The organism is Mucilaginibacter sp. McL0603, from assembly GCF_049992945.1.
In the GTDB taxonomy this organism is placed as follows: Bacteria; Bacteroidota; Bacteroidia; order Sphingobacteriales; family Sphingobacteriaceae; genus Mucilaginibacter.
In genome coordinates, this window is sequence record NZ_CP188251.1 from 4254337 (window position 1) to 4273205 (window position 18869).

Sequence of the window (18869 nt, forward strand, 5' to 3'; positions counted from 1 at the left end):
TACCGATGTGTAAAATTACTCTTAAAATTACGATGCCCGGAAAGATTCACAAACATTAATTTTCAAGATTGTATTGTTATACACAATTAGTTTGCCAAAGAGTCCAGGTTATCTTCAATTATTTTCAACTTAGTTTCAGCATCCGCTTTTTTCTTTAATTCGTTATCGATGATCTCGGGTTTGGCATTGTTCATAAAACGTTCGTTACCCAATTTTGCATCTACCGATTTTAAAAATCCAAGCAGGTATTCTTTCTCTTTGGTCAGTCTTTCAGTTTCAGCAGCAGTATCTATATTCCCGGTCAGCGGTATGTAAAACTCGTCTTTCGATACCATAAAACTAACCGCACCATTTACCTTCTCATCAACAATATTGAATTCATTGATATTACCCATCTTACGGATGATAGGCTCATATTGACTATAACTAATTTTTGAGTTTACTTTTATCGATAAAGCCAGCGCTTCTTTCGGAGATATTTGTTTACTGTTACGGGTGTTGCGGATATCCGTAACCACCTGTTTAACTATTTCTACATCTTCCAGCAAATGGGCATTTATTTGCTCAATTTTTGGTAATTGGGCAACTATGCAGCAATCCATTTCGCCCCGTTTCCCGAAAACTTCATCATGCCATAGCTCCTCAGTGATAAACGGAATAAATGGATGAAGGATTTTCAAAATATCTTCGAAGAGCTTTATTGTTTGTGTATAAGTTTCCCTGTCGATAGGGTGCTTATAAGCCGGTTTGATCATCTCCAGATACCAGGCACAAAAGTCATCCCATACCAATTTATAAGTAGCCATTAATGCTTCCGATAAACGATATTGGGCAAAGTCATCTTCTATTTCGGTTAAGGCCTGACTAAAGCGGCTTTTGAACCATTCGCTAGCTATTTTATTCGGATTTTCAAGATTATCATCTACCTTCCAACCTTTAACTAAACTGAAGGCATTCCAAACCTTATTCCAGAAATTACGGCCCTGTTTGCAATGCTCCTCATCAAACATCAAGTCATTACCAGCAGGTGAGCTTAACAGCATCCCCACCCTTACACCATCGGCACCATATTCTTCAATCAGGTTCAGCGGATCAGGTGAGTTACCTAATGATTTAGACATCTTACGGCCCAGTTTATCACGTACAATACCGGTCAGATAAACATTTCTGAAAGGCAATTCACCCCTAAACTCATGCCCCGCCATGATCATTCTGGCTACCCAGAAAAACAATATCTCCGGCGCAGTTACCAGGTCATTAGTTGGATAATAGTAATTGATATCATCATTATTCGGATCTTTAAAACCATCAAACACAGATATCGGCCATAACCATGAAGAAAACCAGGTATCTACTACGTCTTCTTCCTGTTTTAAGTCGGTAGTTGTAAGTTTTGAGTTTTGAGTTTTCCCCTTAGCCAACTCCAAAGCTTCATCTACATTTTTAGCAATTACATATTGTCCGTCCGATAAATACCATGCGGGTATCTGTTGTCCCCACCATAATTGGCGACTGATTGTCCAGTCATGAACATTCTCCATCCAATGCTTATAAGTATTTACAAACTTATCCGGGATCAGTTTAATATCACCTTTCAACACATAATCCAGTGCGGGCTTGGCCATTTCTTCCATCTTGCAAAACCATTGCATGGATAGTTTCGGCTCAATCACCGCATCAGTACGTTCACTGAACCCGATCTGCGATTTATAGTCTTCGACCTTTGCCAACTGGTGTGCATTCTCCAGCAAAACAGCGATCTTTTTACGGGCGGCAAAACGATCCTCGCCTATCAGTATCTCTGCCTTTTCGTTCAGCGTTCCATCATCATTCAAAATATCTATAACCGGCAAGTTGTGCTTAATACCCAGATTATAGTCATTCAGATCATGTGCAGGTGTAACTTTCAAGCATCCCGTACCAAAATCCATCTCCACATAATCATCCAGGATGATCGGTATTTCTCTATTTATTAACGGAATGATCGCTTTTTTACCATGCAAATGCTTATACCTTTCATCATTAGGATTAATACAGATAGCAGTATCCGCCATAATGGTTTCCGGGCGGGTGGTTGCAATGGTAAGGAAGTCTGAAGTCTGAAGTCCGAAGTCCGAAGTCGATTTTTGACTTTCGCCATCCGCCCCGCGCTCACCGGCTACCGCATATTTAATATAGTAAAGCTTCTGATTAACTTCTTTACGAATAACTTCTTCATCCGAAACTGCAGTTTTCCCTTGCGGATCCCAGTTTACCATACGTACACCACGGTATATCCAACCCTTTTTATGAAGATGGATAAAGGTATCGATCACCGCTTCAGACAGGTCATCATCCATTGTAAAACGGGTACGGTCCCAATCACAGGATGCGCCTAGTTTCTTTAATTGTTCAAGTATAATACCACCGTATTTTTCTTTCCATTCCCAGGCATACTTCAGAAATTCCTCACGACTAAGGTCTTTTTTATTGATGCCGCGCTCTTTAAGCATGGCTACAACTTTGGCTTCAGTAGCAATACTGGCATGATCAGTTCCAGGTACCCAGCAGGCATTTTTACCTTTCATGCGGGCACGGCGTATCAATACATCCTGAATTGTATTGTTCAGCATGTGGCCCATGTGCAAAACGCCGGTAACATTCGGCGGCGGAATGACTATAGTATAAGGCTCACGCTCATCAGGCACCGACCTGAAAAACTTGTGCTTTAACCAATAGCTATACCATTTATCTTCTGCTTCTTTGGGCTGATACGTTTTAGAAATACTCATAGCGTGCAAAAATAGAGAATTCGGCGAATAGTTCATGGCTCATAGTTGATAGTTCCCGAAGAGCCTTAATCTTTGTAGATGGGTTACGTATTCTATCACAAATTTAATATGATTTTCAACGGGGTTCGTTTCCCCTCGGGGCCTCTGATTAAATTGTAAGGCCTTCGTCTGAACAAAAAAAATCGATAGAGGACATATAACCTTCGGTTTTAATACACCGAGAGCAAATTGATTTGCTTATCAGCCTATTATCTTTTAATAATTTTATAGATTTGAAACAGCTATTGATCTGATAAGGACTATTGAAGCCGTACATATTCCATATTACCCTATTTGACCTGGCCTTTCTGGTAGCGATAATCATTGGAATAAATTTCTCCCTGCTTTTAGGATTCAGCAAGCGGGCTTATCATTCAGCTAATAAGTATTTGGCGTTAGCCCTGATGATTAGTGTTTTGTGGACAGCCCGCATTTTAGCGATTGACATAGGGTTGGCAGCCATTTTTCCTATTTGGGCCTGTATACCGCTCCGGTTCTCACTGGCACTTGGACCCCTCATTTACTTTTATGTCCTCAAAATTACCCGACCTGAATTTAAGTTATGCTTCAAGGACCTTTTGCATTTTAGTCCGTTGTTTCTGGAGCTAAGCGTTCAGCTGGCATTTCAGCAACTAAACCCTGTATTGTCGGTGTTGGCGTTTATTTCGGTCATCACCTACCTGTATTTCTCTCATAGGCTGATAAAACGCTTTTATCAAGGGCTGAAATTTAACGAGATGAGTGACCGCTACCACCATCAATTGCGCTGGCTGCATCGCTTACTGACCGTTTTGGGACTGTTATGGCTGTTGTGGATACCCTTTACAGCGGTATATTATTATTACCAATCAGGCATAAGTATTTATTATCCCCTGTATCTACTTTTAATGGGAGACATTATTTGGATCGCAGTAGTAGCCCATTTAAGACCAGAGGCCGGGATGAAAGCGGAGGCGCTTGTCTCAAGACCATCATCCACTGCTGATCTGAAGCAAAAAGGTATTTGGCTAAAGAGGATCGTTAAGGAGAACCGATATTACCAGGACCCGGAATTAAGCTTAACCTCGCTGGCTGACAAGCTTGGTCTGACGACGCACGAATTATCCCGGATAATTAATACTGCGCTCAAAAAAAGCTTTAATGATTTTATCAATGAATACCGTGTGGCTGAAGTAGCGCAAAAAATGCAGGACCATGCTTATGATCATTTAACGCTGATGGGCATCGCCTATGATTCCGGGTTCAACTCCCAAAGCACCTTTCACCGCGCATTCAAAGAGCTGACGGGAAAAACACCTGCGGAATATAAAAAAGAACTACCATTTTATAATTTGACACATCGCTCCAGGTTTGCAGCTGTAATTTCGAGACATGAAACCACGCCAAAGTGGCCTCACGACAAGTTAAATCGCAACTATATGTTTAGAAATTATTTAATGGTCGCATGGCGCAACCTTATTAAGAATAAGGCATTGTCGCTCATTAATATAGGTGGCCTTGCAGTGGGTATGGCAGTGGTAATGCTAATCAGCTTGTGGGTTTTGGATGAAGTATCCTTTGATAAGTATCACGATAATTATCACCATATAGCGGAGGTGGCACAAAATGTGACCAATAATGGCGAAGTGAAAACCTCGTTCCAGGTACCATATCCCCTAGCAGCCGCGCTGCGCAAAAACTATGGCAGCGATTTTAAGTCTGTAGTAATGTCGACGCTCCCGAGAGATTATATACTGGGTTTAAGCGACAAAAAACTGACTGAACAAGGGGCCTTTATGGAAACCGGCGGTCCGGACCTGTTCACACTAAATATGCTTGAGGGGAGGGGCGATGCTATAAAGGACCCATCATCTATATTGATATCAGCGTCGACAGCTAAGGCATTTTTCGGAAATGCGGACCCCATGACTAAAGTATTGAAGATGAACAATCAGGATAACCTGAAAGTAGCCGGCGTTTATGCAGATCTGCCTGAAAATACCACGCTTGCCGGTCTGGCTTTTATTGGTTGCTGGGACCGTTATTATACAGATTATAGACTGAGCGAAATGCGCGAGCCATGGGGGCCAGGCAAAGTTAATTTATATGTTCAATTGGCTGATAATGCCGACCTCGGGAAAGTATCTTTAAAAATCAGGGATGAACAGCTGCGGCATTTAAAACCGGTTTCAGCTAAAGCGAAACCGGCGCTGTTCCTGCAGCCGATGAGTAAATGGCATTTGTACAGCGAGTTTAAGGACGGAAAAAACATTGGTGGCAAAATACAATATGTGTGGCTGTTTGGTATTGTAGGGGTGTTTGTACTGCTGCTGGCCTGTATTAACTTCATGAACTTAAGTACAGCCAGGTCTGAGAAACGCGCGCGCGAAGTAGGTATTCGCAAGGCAATTGGTTCATCCCGCAGCCAATTGATATACCAGTTTTACACTGAATCGTTACTTTGCGTATCGCTGGCATTTTTGGCCTCCATCCTATTGGTCGTGTTAAGTGTTCCAGCATTCGATCAGCTGACCGGTAAACAAATCGTCATTCCCTGGAACAACCCTGCGTTTTGGCTCGCCGGAATTGGTCTCAGCTTCATCACCGCAATTATCACCGGCAGTTACCCGGCACTCTACCTGTCGTCATTTAAGCCCGTGAAGGTATTAAAGGGGGTGTTCCGGGTCGGGCGGCTGGCTTCGGCCCCGCGTAAAGTACTGGTGGTACTTCAGTTTACAGTTTCTATTGTGCTGATCATCGGTACCCTTGTGGTTATCCGGCAGATACTTTTTGCCAAAGACCGCCCTGTAGGCTACATCCAGGACAGATTGGTTGCCATACCCGTCCGAACTTATGAACTCCACCAACATTTTGATGTGATAAAACAGGCCCTTGCGAGCAATGGCACAATAACGGAAATGGCCGAAGCAGATGCTCCACCTAACAAAGTTGCTGGTACTACCAGCGGCGTCGCATGGCCTGGAGAAGACCCCCATCTGGATGCCAGTTTCAGCCAGGACGATATTTCATACGATTATGGCAAAACCATTGGCTGGGAATTTAGCGCAGGCCGCGACTTCTCGCGATCATTCCTTTCCGATTCAGCAGCGGTGATCATCAACCAGGCAGCAGCTGATTTTATGACCATGAAAAAACCGACAGAAAACTACATAACCTTTTTTGGGGAAAAATTTAGGATCATAGGCGTAACTAAAGACATCATTAACCGTTCGCCTTATGGACAGGTGCAACCTATGGTTTATTTTTTAGCGAAATGGCCGGGAGGTTGTTTACTGCTAAAGATCAGCCCGAAAATGAGCGCTGGTAAAGCTATCAGCAACATTGCTTCGGTGTTAAAAACCGAGAATCCGCAACAGCCATTTGAGTATCATTTCGTTGACCAGGAATATGCCAAAGAATTCGGTAACGAAGAACGCATAGGTACGCTGGCAACCGCCTTCACCGGCCTGGCTATATTTATCAGCTGTCTTGGGTTGTTTGGTATGGCTTCATTCATGGCCGAACAGCGTGTTAAAGAAATAGGTATACGCAAGGTGCTTGGCGCTTCGGTATTCGGCCTGTGGCAATTGCTATCGAAAGATTTTGCCATACTGGTATTTGTTTCGATAATTATTGCCTCGCCTGTGGCTTATTACTTCATGCATAACTGGCTGAACAAATATCAGTATCATACTGATGTTTCCTGGTGGATATTTATTAGTACTGCTATTGTGACCATGCTGATCACACTACTAACGGTAAGCTTCCAATCTATAAAAGCCGCATTGGCAAACCCGATAAAAAGTTTGAAGACAGAATAGTAAGCTATGTATTTCGACTTTTTTATTTGCCCCGCTGTCCGAAGTTTAAATTTAGGTCCCGCGCTTTTTATAATAACCATCATAGGCTCAATCCTGGTCGCATGGGCAACGGTAGGTTATACGGCCATCAAAGCCGCGTTGGCCAATCCAGCAAGAAGTTTGCGCAATGAGTAGGAATTGCGTATGACCGTTTTAATAAACTAATTGTTCTAAGCCAGCAACGAAAGAGATTTAAGGGCGCTTTATCACAATATTTTTACAATAGCATAGTTTATAACGTTGTACTACATAAAAACTATGAAAATGAACTTTAGCCACAAAATATTGGATGTTCTGCTGCGGAAGATTGGCTTTTACACATTAGTCAGCTGGTTCAACCGCTAAAAACTGTCCTTTCTGTTTTGCATCTATTACAGGTAAATTATTAACTTCAACTTTTCTCAACTAACTAACATGAAATTGAAGTTCAAATATCTGATGCTTTCAGGCGCAGTTGTATTGGCTGCAGTGGCATTTACACCCGATGGTGGTAAAAAGAATGCCGGCGACCCTCCCACAAAATTTATTGATCCGGCTAACATGGATCTCTCAGTTAAACCCGGCGATGATTTCTTTGATTACGCCAATGGTACCTGGATCAAGCAAAATGCTATCCCTGCCAAAGAAACACGCTGGGGCAGCTTTAATATCCTTCACCAGGAAAATACGGATAAATTACTTGGCTTACTGAAAGAAGTAAGTAAAACACCGGGCTTACCTAAAGGCAGCCTGAAACAACGTGTTGGTGACTTGTATGCCAGTGGCATGGACAGCCTTGCTATTGAAAAGCTAGGTTACAACCCCATAAAGCCCGATCTGGCCCGCATCAACCAAGTGGCTGATCTGAACGGTGTTATTGCTGAAATCGTTTATGAACGTACAAATGGCGAGGGCAACCCATTATTTGGGTTTGGTGTTGGACAAGATTCAAAACATCCCACAAAAAATATTGTACAATTTAACCAGGGAGGCATCAGTTTACCCGATAGGGATTATTATTTAAAGGATGATGCCCGTACCAAAAAAATACAGGATGCCTACAGGCAGTACATCATAACGCTATTTACTCTAACAGGCACAAGCCAGGCCGATGCGGAAAAAAATGCTGCAACAATATTTACGATGGAAACCACGCTGGCCAAAGCACAATTGAGCCGTGTAGCCATGCGCGATCCTAATAAAACCTACAATAAGTTTTCGGTAACTGATTTTGATAAAACCACACCACATTTAAACTGGTCGCAATTAATGCCTTTGATGAAGGTAAGCGGACAGGATACTGTATTGGTGGCACAGCCCGATTTCTTTAAAGCAGCCGATGATTTACTTGCTTCCACATCAGTAGCAGACTGGAAAGTCTATCTGAAATGGAACATACTAAAGGGTTTTTCCGGAGCATTAAGTTCACCATTTGTAAAAGCAAATTTTGAATACAGCAGTGCTTTAAGCGGACAAAAAATACAAACGCCCCGCGACGAGCGTATGTCAGGACTGGTGGATGGCAGCATTGGCGAATTACTGGGCCAATTATATGTAGAGAAATACTTCACGCCCGCCGCCAAACAATACATGGTAAACCTGGTGAATAACTTAAAAGAAACATTAGGCGAACGTATACAACACCTCGACTGGATGAGCGATGCCACCAAGGCAAAGGCACTTAAAAAACTGGCTGCGTTTACAGTGAAGATCGGTTATCCGGATAAATGGCAGCCTTATGCCGGTTTAATGATCGAGCGGAATGACTATGCGGGCAACTTACGCCGCATATCAATATGGAGATATAATTATTCTACCAGTCAGTTGGGCAAACCTGTTGATAGAGCGCGCTGGGGTATGAGTCCGCCTACTGTTAATGCTTCCTACAGCCCAACCAATAATGATATTACATTCCCGGCAGGTATATTACAGTTTCCATTTTTTGATTTTGGTGCCGACGATGCCGTAAACTATGGCGGTATAGGCGCTGTTATCGGTCACGAAATGACACACGGCTTTGATGATCAGGGTCGTCAGTACGATGGTGACGGTACATTACGCGATTGGTGGACAAAAGATGATGCCGATAAATTCAAATTCCGTGCCGACCAGGTGGTTGCTCAATACAATGCATTTACTGTTTTGGATACCATTCATGTAAACGGCAAACTTACCCTGGGCGAAAACCTGGCTGACCTTGGTGGATTGAACGTGGCTTACGCTGCCTTTAAGAAAACAAAAGAAGGCCAATCTGATACCAAAATTGACGGATTTACACCTGATCAGCGTTTCTTTTTATCTTGGGCACAGGTTTGGCGTGGTTCACAGCGTCCGGAAGCCGCAGCTCAACGTATTCTTGTTGATCCGCACTCACCTGAGCAATACCGCACAAATGCGCCAATAACCAATATTGATGCATGGTATGCTGCGTTTAATGTACAGCCCGGTGATAAAATGTATAAAAAGCCTGAGGATAGAACGAAGGTTTGGTAATTGAGTTCTGAATCTTAAGTTATAAGTCTTGAGTTATAAGTCAAAGCCTGGTTTTTTATCGGGCTTTGCTGTTTTTGATGTTTTGTAATATCGGGCTGATTATTTGTATTAAGGTTGATGGGGTGTGGTTTGGGTTGTATTGAAAAAGGCAGCTCGGTTTCTACGATTTACTCTAGGCTAAACTCGCGGGGGAAGTTTGACGGGAAATTTCATATTAATATATTCGTTTTGACGATATTTATTAAGAACTTGCCTTCCACTTAAAAAAACGTTTTTTTGGATTTAAATATATAAATCTTTCTCAAACCTGATTTTATCACATCAAAATGAGCCCAAAACAATTTATTGACGAACTGTTTATGAAACGTTCAGTCTATGCAGATCCTGATCAAGCGCAACTTGCGGTCAATCTTTTGCACACAGTTTCTACTGATATATATTCGGAAAGCCAGCGATTTGTGTTTGAGCTGATTCAAAACGCAGACGATGCTGCACCGAATACCGGGAACGATGTTTATTTTGATTTTATCGATGATGCACTTATTGTTTCCCACAATGGTAAAGCATTTTCGGATGAGGATATCAAATCGCTCACAAATGCCGGGTCGAGCACAAAAAAAGCAGATCCAACTAAGACAGGATATAAAGGTATAGGTTTTAAATCCGTGTTTGGCAAATCCGAAAGAGTGTCAATATTTTCAAACGGCTACCAGTTCAGATTTGAAAAAAATTACCATGCTGCCGTGTTGCCTTGGCAAGTCATTCCGATATGGACGGAAATTAGCGAAATGTCGGAAGATATTCAAAAGAGTCTGTCGGAAAATCCGTTCTTGGTAAATACGGTAATTGAAACGGAAAAAACTGATGAATTAGAAAAGGAGCTGAAGGAATTGCTGGCAGACGGACAAATATTACTATTTTTGAGACGGGTGAAGAAAATTGCTGTATCGAGGGACGGCGGTGATGCTTTTACTATAGAAAAGAGAATCAGGTCCATAGATGAGGGCTATAATAGCGTTTCGCTATTAATCAATGGTAGGGAAATCAGCACTTGGATAGTTAAAACATTCGAAAATATCGTTATTCCGGAATCTACCAAAAGGGAATTGAAAAAAGATGATAAAACGCCGGATAAACTTAAAGAAGCGGATTTTACTGAGTTGTCTTTCGCCGTCCAGATTGTTGACAGCAAAATAAAAGCACTTGGGCGAGACGAAAGCCTGATTTTTACCTATCTGCCTACTAAAGTTTCAAATTTCTATTTTCCTTTTTTATTAAATGGCAGCTTTCTCACAAATGCACCACGCGAAGCTTTACATGAGGACCGGATTTGGAATCAATGGTTAATGAAATTGACAGCGGAAAAAATAGTGCAATGGTTAAGAGATTTAGCTGGCTCGGTTTATAAATTCGAGTTGCTTCAATTACTACCGGCAACATTCGGAGCAACGCCAAACGAGTTAAAGTCTGCTTTTAATAGTGCGCTAGAAAAATCCGTCAAGGAAACCGCGTTCATACCATCACTTACGTCGGTACTAATGAAGCCTGCCGATCTAATTATAGACAATACCGGATTGTCAGCCTTAACATTCATAGACCCTGTAACCGTTATTGAATTCATAAACAGGCAGCAAGGCACAAATTTCACTGAGCATTCATTCGTGCATAATTCCGTCCAACACAAGGAGATACTTGAACGTTGGGGTGCTACAGTTTTTGATATAGACTGGCTCGAACCTTTCTTTCTTTCGAACGAGTTTACAGATAGCCATAGCGCCGCTGAAAATTTCTCGTTGATCACGTACTTTTCAGAAAAAAGCAGGAATGATACGAGTGGAAAGTGGAAAGAACGACTTAAAGAAATACCTTTTATTATTACCGCAGACAATGAATTAAGGAATCCAGGATCTGTCTGTTTCCCGTCTGTAGCCTACCAGACGGAGTTTGGGGGGTCGGTCACAGTTATCGATCCTGATGTATATATAGATATTGAAAATGATCCACCTACAAGAAACTGGCTGGAACAAATGGGCGTTAAAGATCCGTCTGATGAAGCCTATCTGGAAAACGAGTTGATCGGTAATATTGAAACAGCGGTCACCGAAAATAATTATTTGCAAGTTACTCGTTATCTCTTTGATAAGCACAAAAAGGGCGAATTGTTGGATGAACATTATGAAAAGCTGAAAGATCTGAGATTATCCACCACCGCAGAAATTTTATTGGCAGCTAAACGATGTTACCTCGCTAATTTTTATGAACCGGTTTTAAGGCTTGAACAGGTCAATAATGTTTGCCGATATGTGTCTACCGAATATAAACGCCCAGGTGATATGGTAAGTGAATGGAAAACGTTCCTACTAAAGCTGGGTGTGGTGCAAGACATTCAATTACAGGTAATTTCATTAAAACCCGATGAGGCCCGTGAAAAATATATTGATTTCACCACATTTTTTGATGAAAACCGCACTCAGAAATACAATTCATATGGAGGGGGCGTCTATCACAACCCCATAACAAAATATCGGCTTACCACTTATTCGCTTTTGGAGTTTTCGACTGGTCATGAGTTTTCGAAGCTCTTTTGGGAACGGGTCGTCAAAACCAATTTTAAAAGAGGAACAGAAGACACGGGTATTGCTAATTGGCAAAACACCACTTCCTTACAGGTAAATTTCTTTAATTGGTGTATAAAAAACGCGCCTATATTTCCGACATCGCTTAATAACTGCGAGTTAGCCTCAGAAGTCTTTCTCAATGACAAGGAAACCATGGACGTGGCAGGCAAGTTTCTTCCTGTTTTCGATTATACCGAACCACTTTCGGAAGATTGGAAAAAGCTGTTGGGGTTTAAAAAACAGTTAACATTGGAAGATTATCTCTCCGTCCTCGAGAAAATGGCAGATCAAATGGAAGAAGGCGAACTCCTCAGCAAAGCAGATCAGAAACGGCTTGGACAGATTTACAATAAACTGGAAACATTGACCCCTGACCTCTCCGCCGACCACAAGGAATTAATAAGTGTCTGGGCCGAAAAGAACCACTTACCTGCGACAAATTTAAAATTTGAACCAATAAAACAACTTAAGCTGGTCAAAATTGCAGGATTTAACACTTCTTCGGAAAAGCTGAAAGTAATGTTACTCCCCGAGAATTGTAAAACAAATACACCTGAATTTGAGGCAATGGTAGCATTGTTTGATATCCAAATCATTGACCAATTCATTCCGTCTTTTGGACAGGAACCCATAATAAAAGAATTATCCTTGAAACGCAAGTTATGGGCAATTATTCCATTCCTCGCAGCAGTTAGTGAAAGGAAGCGTTTCGCAGATTTTGAAAATGAATTCAAGCGTATCAAAGCAGTGATTGAGCGCACTGATTTTTTCATTGCTACAGAGATTAAACTAACGTTCAAGGACGAGGAGGAAATTATTGAGGGTACTTCGTTGACGATTTACAGAGCGGCAAATAAATTGTATTTTAAAGGCAAGTGGAAAAGCCCGTTAACCATGTTTGTGCTGATTCCCGAACTCATTTCTATACTGGATATCAGAAACCTTAATGACGAACTCCGCTTGTTACTTGAATTAGATGAGGAGGAGATCACGGATTATTTTATATCTATGGGGTTTAATCTGCAGCGTTTAGAGTTTCAGGAAGTGAAGCAAGAACTGCCCTTTGACGATTCAGCGGAAGAAATTGTAACGGCTAAGACTGAGTTGTATTCAGACGTTGAACGTGATGATGATATTAATCATCAGGAACAAGAAAGCACAACACCTTTTACACCACATTATCCGGCATCAAGCTTGGCCACGTCCAGCTTAACAGTTCAAAAAAGATCGTTCTGGGCGGCAAGCAATGCCCCGACAAAGGAGTATGCCGAAATAGCCAGCGAAGGAGTACGAAGCGATATAGGATATTGGTCTGAAGAATTGGTTTATAACTTTCTTATTCAACAACAGAACGATTTTTCGTCAATTGTATGGGCAAACGAACATGAGGAAAGCGGCTTTCCTTATGACATCAGTTATGTTGAAAGTGGTATTAACAAATTCATCGACGTGAAAGGAACACCGTCAAACGAAAAGGATGTCTTATATCTATCTGATAAAGAATGGGTATTTATGTTTAAAATGGGTGCTAACTATTCGCTTTACCGGGTTTACCGTGCGGGGTTCGCCAACGCTCATGTTATTACTGTTGACAATCCAGCGGCGTTGATACAAACCGGTGAAGTTTTGCCATACCCAATCACGTTAAAGATATGACAAATAGTCCCCGCCAAGTTTAGCACCGACGTTAATCTTTAAATAAATTGCAGCGTCGACGCAGCAATTGGCGACGAGTTATAAGTCAAAGCCTGTGAAAGCCGGGTTTTGGTGTTTTAAATAAAAAAACATTGCAAATCACTTCTCAGGCAATTTGCAATAATTTTTCGTAGTCATATTTGCGGTATTTTTCTTCGGCTTCCTTTTCCTTTTGTAGTTGAAGTAATTCATTTTTTATCTGAACTTTCAGCCACAGATCTGCCGGGGTATGAAAGAAATAAGCAAATTTCAGCGCAAGCTCCGTATTAAAACGCCTGTCACTCCTGTAATATTTGTTCAGGTTTGAACCATCCATTTCAATGTAACCGGCAAACTTACCTTTGTTAATACCCAAAACCTTTAGAAAATCCTTTACAAAATCCTCAATTGCATAAATGTTTTCATAGGTGACCTGGTCATCATTTACATAATGCTCCATCCGGTATTGAACAGCTAACATCGCATTTCTGCGTAAACGTTCCGGAGAACGCTTGCTGTTATGGAGTTTGGCCAGGGCCGCTATTTCCGTCGCCTTTTCCTCGCTCCTGTTATGCCCGTCGTTTGGCCCGATAGTCAAATCTACAGCTTTGATTTTCCCGGTATTTCCAACTCGCTTTACGATCTTTTTTAATTTATCCATTACCTTAATCTTATCTATTGTGAAAGATACTCTTTAACAAGGGCCTCTCCATCTTCATCTATAATAACCATCGTTGTACCGCCCCAGCGTTTCGCATGATATTTGGTAGAATACAAGGCCATTAACTTAACCTCGTCTTCTTTCTTTTCTTCCATCACATCAAATTGCAACATGCTGTTATAATCACCTATACCCTCTATTACGCTCAACTGGTAAGCAAAGGCAATCAAACATCCTGCCACACGGTCGTACATTTTCGCATTCTTTTTATTGTGAGGGGCTACTTCAACAAAGGCCATATAAGGCGTTTTCTCACCTATCAGCTGGAATATCATGCACCCTTCTATTACCTCTGGCGTTTCTTCCGTTACCAAAAGGTATCCTGTTGCATTTTTTAACTTCTTTAATTCCTTATCGAAATTAAACCGCCAGTCCTGTTGTATAGACGGCATTTCTGATAGTTTGCCTGTTCTAATCAGTGCATCCACTTCTTTAGCGGTTGCCGTCTTAATTATTTTAACCTTCATTTACTTTATCATCATATTTTCTTCGATTTTAAGATTGAGATAAAGATACAAAATTAAATTCATTGGTACAAATTGTACCAAAATTACACTACGGTTACCACCTGCTAAGTTTAGCGTAGATGCTAAACCTTAAATAAATTCTAGTGTTGACACTGGAATTGGTGAGTATTAAAAAAAAATTACTGTAATACCTGTAAATCAATTACACAAAAAAATTAACTAATTTATTACCAGGTTATTAAATAGGAGTTCACAGGTATTCCGCGCATGAACGTGAACACTTATAGGAGCAAACCAGTAGTTTGAATTCAAACTTTACATCAATAAAACAATCAGTCAATTCTAACCTCTGCAACAAACAGTTATCTTTGCAGCAAATAATATATGATAATTCATCAATTTTACGATAAGGGTTTAGCACACGCATCATACGCAGTAATCAGGTTAGGAAAAATGATCGTTATCGATCCGGCCCGGGACCCACAGCCCTATTATGAGTTTGCAGCATTCAATAATGCAGATATTACCGGAGTTATTGAAACGCATCCACATGCCGATTTCATAAGTTCACATCTGGAAATACACCAAACAACAGGCGCGACCATTTATGCAAGTAAATTGCTTGGCGCTGTATACCCGCACGAAACTTTTGATGATGGCGAAGTGATCCAACTGGCAGATATTAAACTTCGCGCTATTAATACTCCTGGTCATTCGCCTGATTCTATCTGTGTTTTAGTGCAAGATGAAAACGGAAATGATAAAGCTCTATTTACAGGTGATACATTATTTGTTGGGGATGTAGGCCGGCCAGATCTGCGTGAAAATGTTGGAAACATTACTGCTGCCAAAGAAAAGCTGGCACATCAAATGTATCATTCTACCCGCGATAAGCTGATGCATCTTCCTCAAAATGTTGTTGTTTATCCGGCACATGGCCCAGGCTCGTTATGTGGTAAAAACCTTAGTCCCGACCTGCAAAGTACCATAGGTCGCGAACTGCGCGAAAACTATGCTTTACAGCTGATGGATGAACTTACTTTTGTGAAAACTCTTGTGGCCGATCAGCCATTTATACCAAAATATTTTGGTCACGATGTGGATATCAACAAAAAAGGCGCTGAACCATTTGCTAAAAGTATTGCTTCAGTCCCTAAAATTAAACATAACGCATCCTTGCAAACTGGTGTACTTGTTGTTGATACCCGTCCGCAGGATCAATTTAAAAATGGCCATGTAAAAGGTGCTATCAATATACAGGATGGCAATAAATTTGAAACCTGGCTGGGTTCAATTGTCGGGCCGGATGAAGTTTTTTACTTAATTGCTGCAGATGAGCTTAGTATGGATACACTCATAAAAAAAGCAGCCAAGATCGGATACGAAAAAAATATAAAGGCTGCTTTATTAAGCCCAACAACTGGTCTTGAAAAATTGCCTGAAGTAGATACTGAAGATTATACTTTTCACCCTGATCATTACACTGTTGTTGATGTGCGTAACTGGGGCGAGATTAATGAAGGGAAAATATTTGAACATTCCATTTCCATTCCGCTACCGGAATTGCGTGAACGACTGAATGAGATACCTACAGATAAACCCGTTGTTGTACACTGTGCAGCAGGCTATCGTTCAGCTGCCGCCAGCAGCATTGTTGCGGGCAAGATAACTACTGTACCGGTTTATGATCTTGGAGAAGCGGTTACAGAGGTCGGCAATCAGAAGTCAGAAATCGGAGATTAAATAATTGTTCATAGTTGATGGTTCATAGTTAATAGCCTTTTATTATTTGAAAAGAGTAACAATACTACCTTAATACTATTGTCAAGTCAACAGTCTTTAGTCGTAAGTCATAAGTCGAATTTTATGCATTCCCTTACTTAGAACTCAAGACTTTAGACTCAGGACTAAACGTTAGTTCTTAATTGACACGACACTATATTATTTATAAAACACCATAAACTATCATCCATGAACCATGAACTACAAATAGTCACCACTGCCGATGGTTCCAAAACAATTTATAACAGCGAAGTCGGCGAGAACTATCATTCAAGGCATGGTGCGTTGCAGGAAAGCCGGCATGTTTTTCTAAAGTCAGGACTTCAATATTTTTTAGAATATAAATTAAAAGTCTCTCCGTCAACTGGCGGAGGAGATTTAGAAGGGGCTGAGGTAAGCGTATTGGAAGTTGGTTTAGGAACAGGTCTCAATTTTTTATTAAGTGCTGACTATTGCACAGATAACAAGGTCAATCTTAATTACACAGGGATAGAAGCCTACCCTTTAACTAATGAATTAATAAGCCAAACCGGATATGATCAATATGTATCGGCATCGGTATGGGATAGCTTTATAAATGAATATCCTGGTTCGTTAAAACATCCTGTTAAAATAAATACTTATTGCCAATTGCAAACGGCCCATTGCAAACTGACTAATTTCACTACTAACAGTCAATATGATGTGATCTACTTTGATGCCTTTGCATCCGCTCGTCAGCCTGAGATGTGGGACGAAGATGCAATTACACATACCATCCATTTTTTAAAACCCGGAGGAATATTTGTCACCTATGCCATTACAGGCAACCTGAAACGCACATTAAAAAGTTTAGGATTAAAAATAGAAAAGGCTCCTGGAGCGCCAGGCAAACGCGAAATGCTCAGGGCAGTTAAATGTGCAGATGCGTGAATGTGCGGATATGCAGATTAGATGATTTGCAGATCCACTAAATCGACGGTGGCACCGGCATAGTATTCCTATTCACACAACTAAAAATCTGCACATTTGCATATCTGCACATTCCCACATTAACTACATTTGCATATCTGCACATTCGCAAAAATAAAGATATGCCAATAACAGCACCAATAACTGCCACTACACCGTCAACTGCGTTTGAACGTTTACTTACTATAATGGATGATCTGCGTTTAAACTGTCCCTGGGATAAAAAACAAACGCTCGAAAGTCTTCGGCATCTTACTATTGAAGAAGTGTATGAGTTATCTGATTCCATTTTAAGCGCAGATATGCCCGAAATAAAAAAAGAGCTGGGCGATATTATGCTTCATCTTGTGTTTTATGCCCGCATAGCATCAGAAACCAATGACTTCAATATTACCGATGTTTTAAACGGTATTTGTGATAAGCTGGTCAACAGGCATCCGCACATTTATGGCGACGTAGAAGTAAATGATGAAAACGATGTAAAACGTAATTGGGAGCAGATCAAACTAAAAGAAGGTAATAAATCTGTTTTAGGTGGTGTACCTGCCTCGTTGCCTGCTTTGGTAAAAGCATCGCGTATCCAGGAAAAAGCAAGAGGCGTGGGTTTTGATTGGGAAGAAAAAAGCCAGGTTTGGGCAAAAGTGGAAGAAGAACTGCAGGAATTTAAAAATGAATTTAATGCCGAAGATGAAAGTACCATTGATCACGACAGAGCCGAAAGTGAATTTGGCGACCTGCTTTTTTCACTGATCAATTATGCACGCTTTATAAATATCAATCCCGAAGATGCTCTTGAAAAAACTAACCGGAAGTTCATCAAGCGCTTCCAGTATCTCGAAAACAAGGCAAAAGAAAACGGCAAACAATTACATGATATGAGCCTTGCCGAGATGGATGTATTTTGGGACGAAGCAAAAAAATTATAAAATATGCAAAAGTTTGTAGCGTTAAAGAATTAACTTTCGTATTGGTAGAAAATACTGGTCAGATGAAACTTAAATTACTTTCCCTTTTCTCTTTAGTAACGATTCTTGCTACCGGGTGTTTAAAAACCCCGAAAGCCGCGGCTCCAGCACCTGCACCATCAGGGATTTTTACCGGGGAGTTTAAACTTTTGCACAGGCACACCGATAAGGTTCCTTTTGATTCAACAAAAGCTACCATTACAGTAAACTTGCAGACCCCTGCTTTTAATTATACAGTTACGGGTGATACCTTAACTCTGCATGCAGGTAGCTACGGAACATTTGGCGTTAGCGGGCCATACATATTGTTTAATGATAAAACTTATTCGGCAACGGCTGCTGTAACCAAAACACATTTAAGCGGATACTATCTGTACAATTATGATGGTACAAACCTGATCATGTATGCATCAAGTTCTGATACATTGGTTTTGGGATATAACCTCAAGAAAACAAGTAACTAATATACTTTATAATTACACTTTGGGCCGGCATTTATGTTGCCGGCTTTTTTATTGTGTGCTTATATTGAAAAATATTTTCGCTAACTGTAGCGATATTGCTATTTGT

General features: G+C 40.9%; 10 protein-coding genes. 7 read left to right on the forward strand and 3 right to left on the reverse strand.

The features are described 5' to 3' along the window. Window positions 1–86: 86 nt before the first annotated feature. Window positions 87–2771, reverse strand: a complete 2685-nt coding sequence (locus tag ACPPVU_RS19495; RefSeq protein WP_426668346.1) for a valine--tRNA ligase — start codon at window positions 2769–2771, stop codon at window positions 87–89. Window positions 2772–3073: 302 nt separating this feature from the next. Here ACPPVU_RS19495 and ACPPVU_RS19500 point away from each other — a divergent pair, with 302 nt between their 5' ends. The 3 genes from ACPPVU_RS19500 (at window position 3074) to ACPPVU_RS19510 (ending at window position 13395) form a co-directional block, all read left to right on the forward strand. Continuing rightward, window positions 3074–6610, forward strand: coding sequence for an FtsX-like permease family protein (locus ACPPVU_RS19500; RefSeq protein ID WP_426668348.1), 3537 nt, complete (start codon window positions 3074–3076; stop codon window positions 6608–6610). Between the two features lie 453 nt (window positions 6611–7063). Beyond that, window positions 7064–9121, forward strand: coding sequence for a M13 family metallopeptidase (locus ACPPVU_RS19505; protein WP_426668349.1), 2058 nt, complete (start codon window positions 7064–7066; stop codon window positions 9119–9121). Between the two features lie 326 nt (window positions 9122–9447). Continuing rightward, window positions 9448–13395, forward strand: coding sequence for a sacsin N-terminal ATP-binding-like domain-containing protein (locus tag ACPPVU_RS19510; protein WP_426668350.1), 3948 nt, complete (start codon window positions 9448–9450; stop codon window positions 13393–13395). 145 nt (window positions 13396–13540) lie between these two features. Here ACPPVU_RS19510 and ACPPVU_RS19515 read toward each other — a convergent pair whose 3' ends face one another. Both ACPPVU_RS19515 and ACPPVU_RS19520 read right to left on the reverse strand, forming a co-directional pair. Then, the gene (locus tag ACPPVU_RS19515) at window positions 13541–14074 is read right to left on the reverse strand and encodes a helix-turn-helix transcriptional regulator (protein ID WP_426668351.1); all 534 of its coding nucleotides are present in this window, start codon (window positions 14072–14074) and stop codon (window positions 13541–13543) included. 14 nt (window positions 14075–14088) lie between these two features. Then, a complete protein-coding gene (locus ACPPVU_RS19520) occupies window positions 14089–14601 on the reverse strand; it encodes a hypothetical protein (protein ID WP_426668352.1) in 513 nt (170 codons plus the stop codon). A gap of 384 nt (window positions 14602–14985) precedes the next feature. Between ACPPVU_RS19520 and ACPPVU_RS19525 the strand changes: the two genes are divergently transcribed. From ACPPVU_RS19525 to ACPPVU_RS19540, 4 genes are all read left to right on the forward strand, one after another. Further along, entirely contained in the window at window positions 14986–16344 is a 1359-nt protein-coding gene (locus ACPPVU_RS19525; protein WP_426668353.1) for an MBL fold metallo-hydrolase, read from the forward strand. A 228-nt stretch (window positions 16345–16572) separates the two neighbouring features. Further along, complete coding sequence (gene mnmD, locus ACPPVU_RS19530) at window positions 16573–17295, forward strand: tRNA (5-methylaminomethyl-2-thiouridine)(34)-methyltransferase MnmD (protein WP_426668354.1); 723 nt, start codon at window positions 16573–16575, stop codon at window positions 17293–17295. 161 nt (window positions 17296–17456) lie between these two features. Then, window positions 17457–18260 (forward strand): nucleoside triphosphate pyrophosphohydrolase, encoded by an 804-nt coding sequence (mazG, locus tag ACPPVU_RS19535; RefSeq protein WP_426668355.1) that lies wholly within the window; start codon window positions 17457–17459, stop codon window positions 18258–18260. A gap of 62 nt (window positions 18261–18322) precedes the next feature. Further along, entirely contained in the window at window positions 18323–18763 is a 441-nt protein-coding gene (locus tag ACPPVU_RS19540; protein WP_426668356.1) for a hypothetical protein, read from the forward strand. Window positions 18764–18869 lie beyond the last annotated feature (106 nt).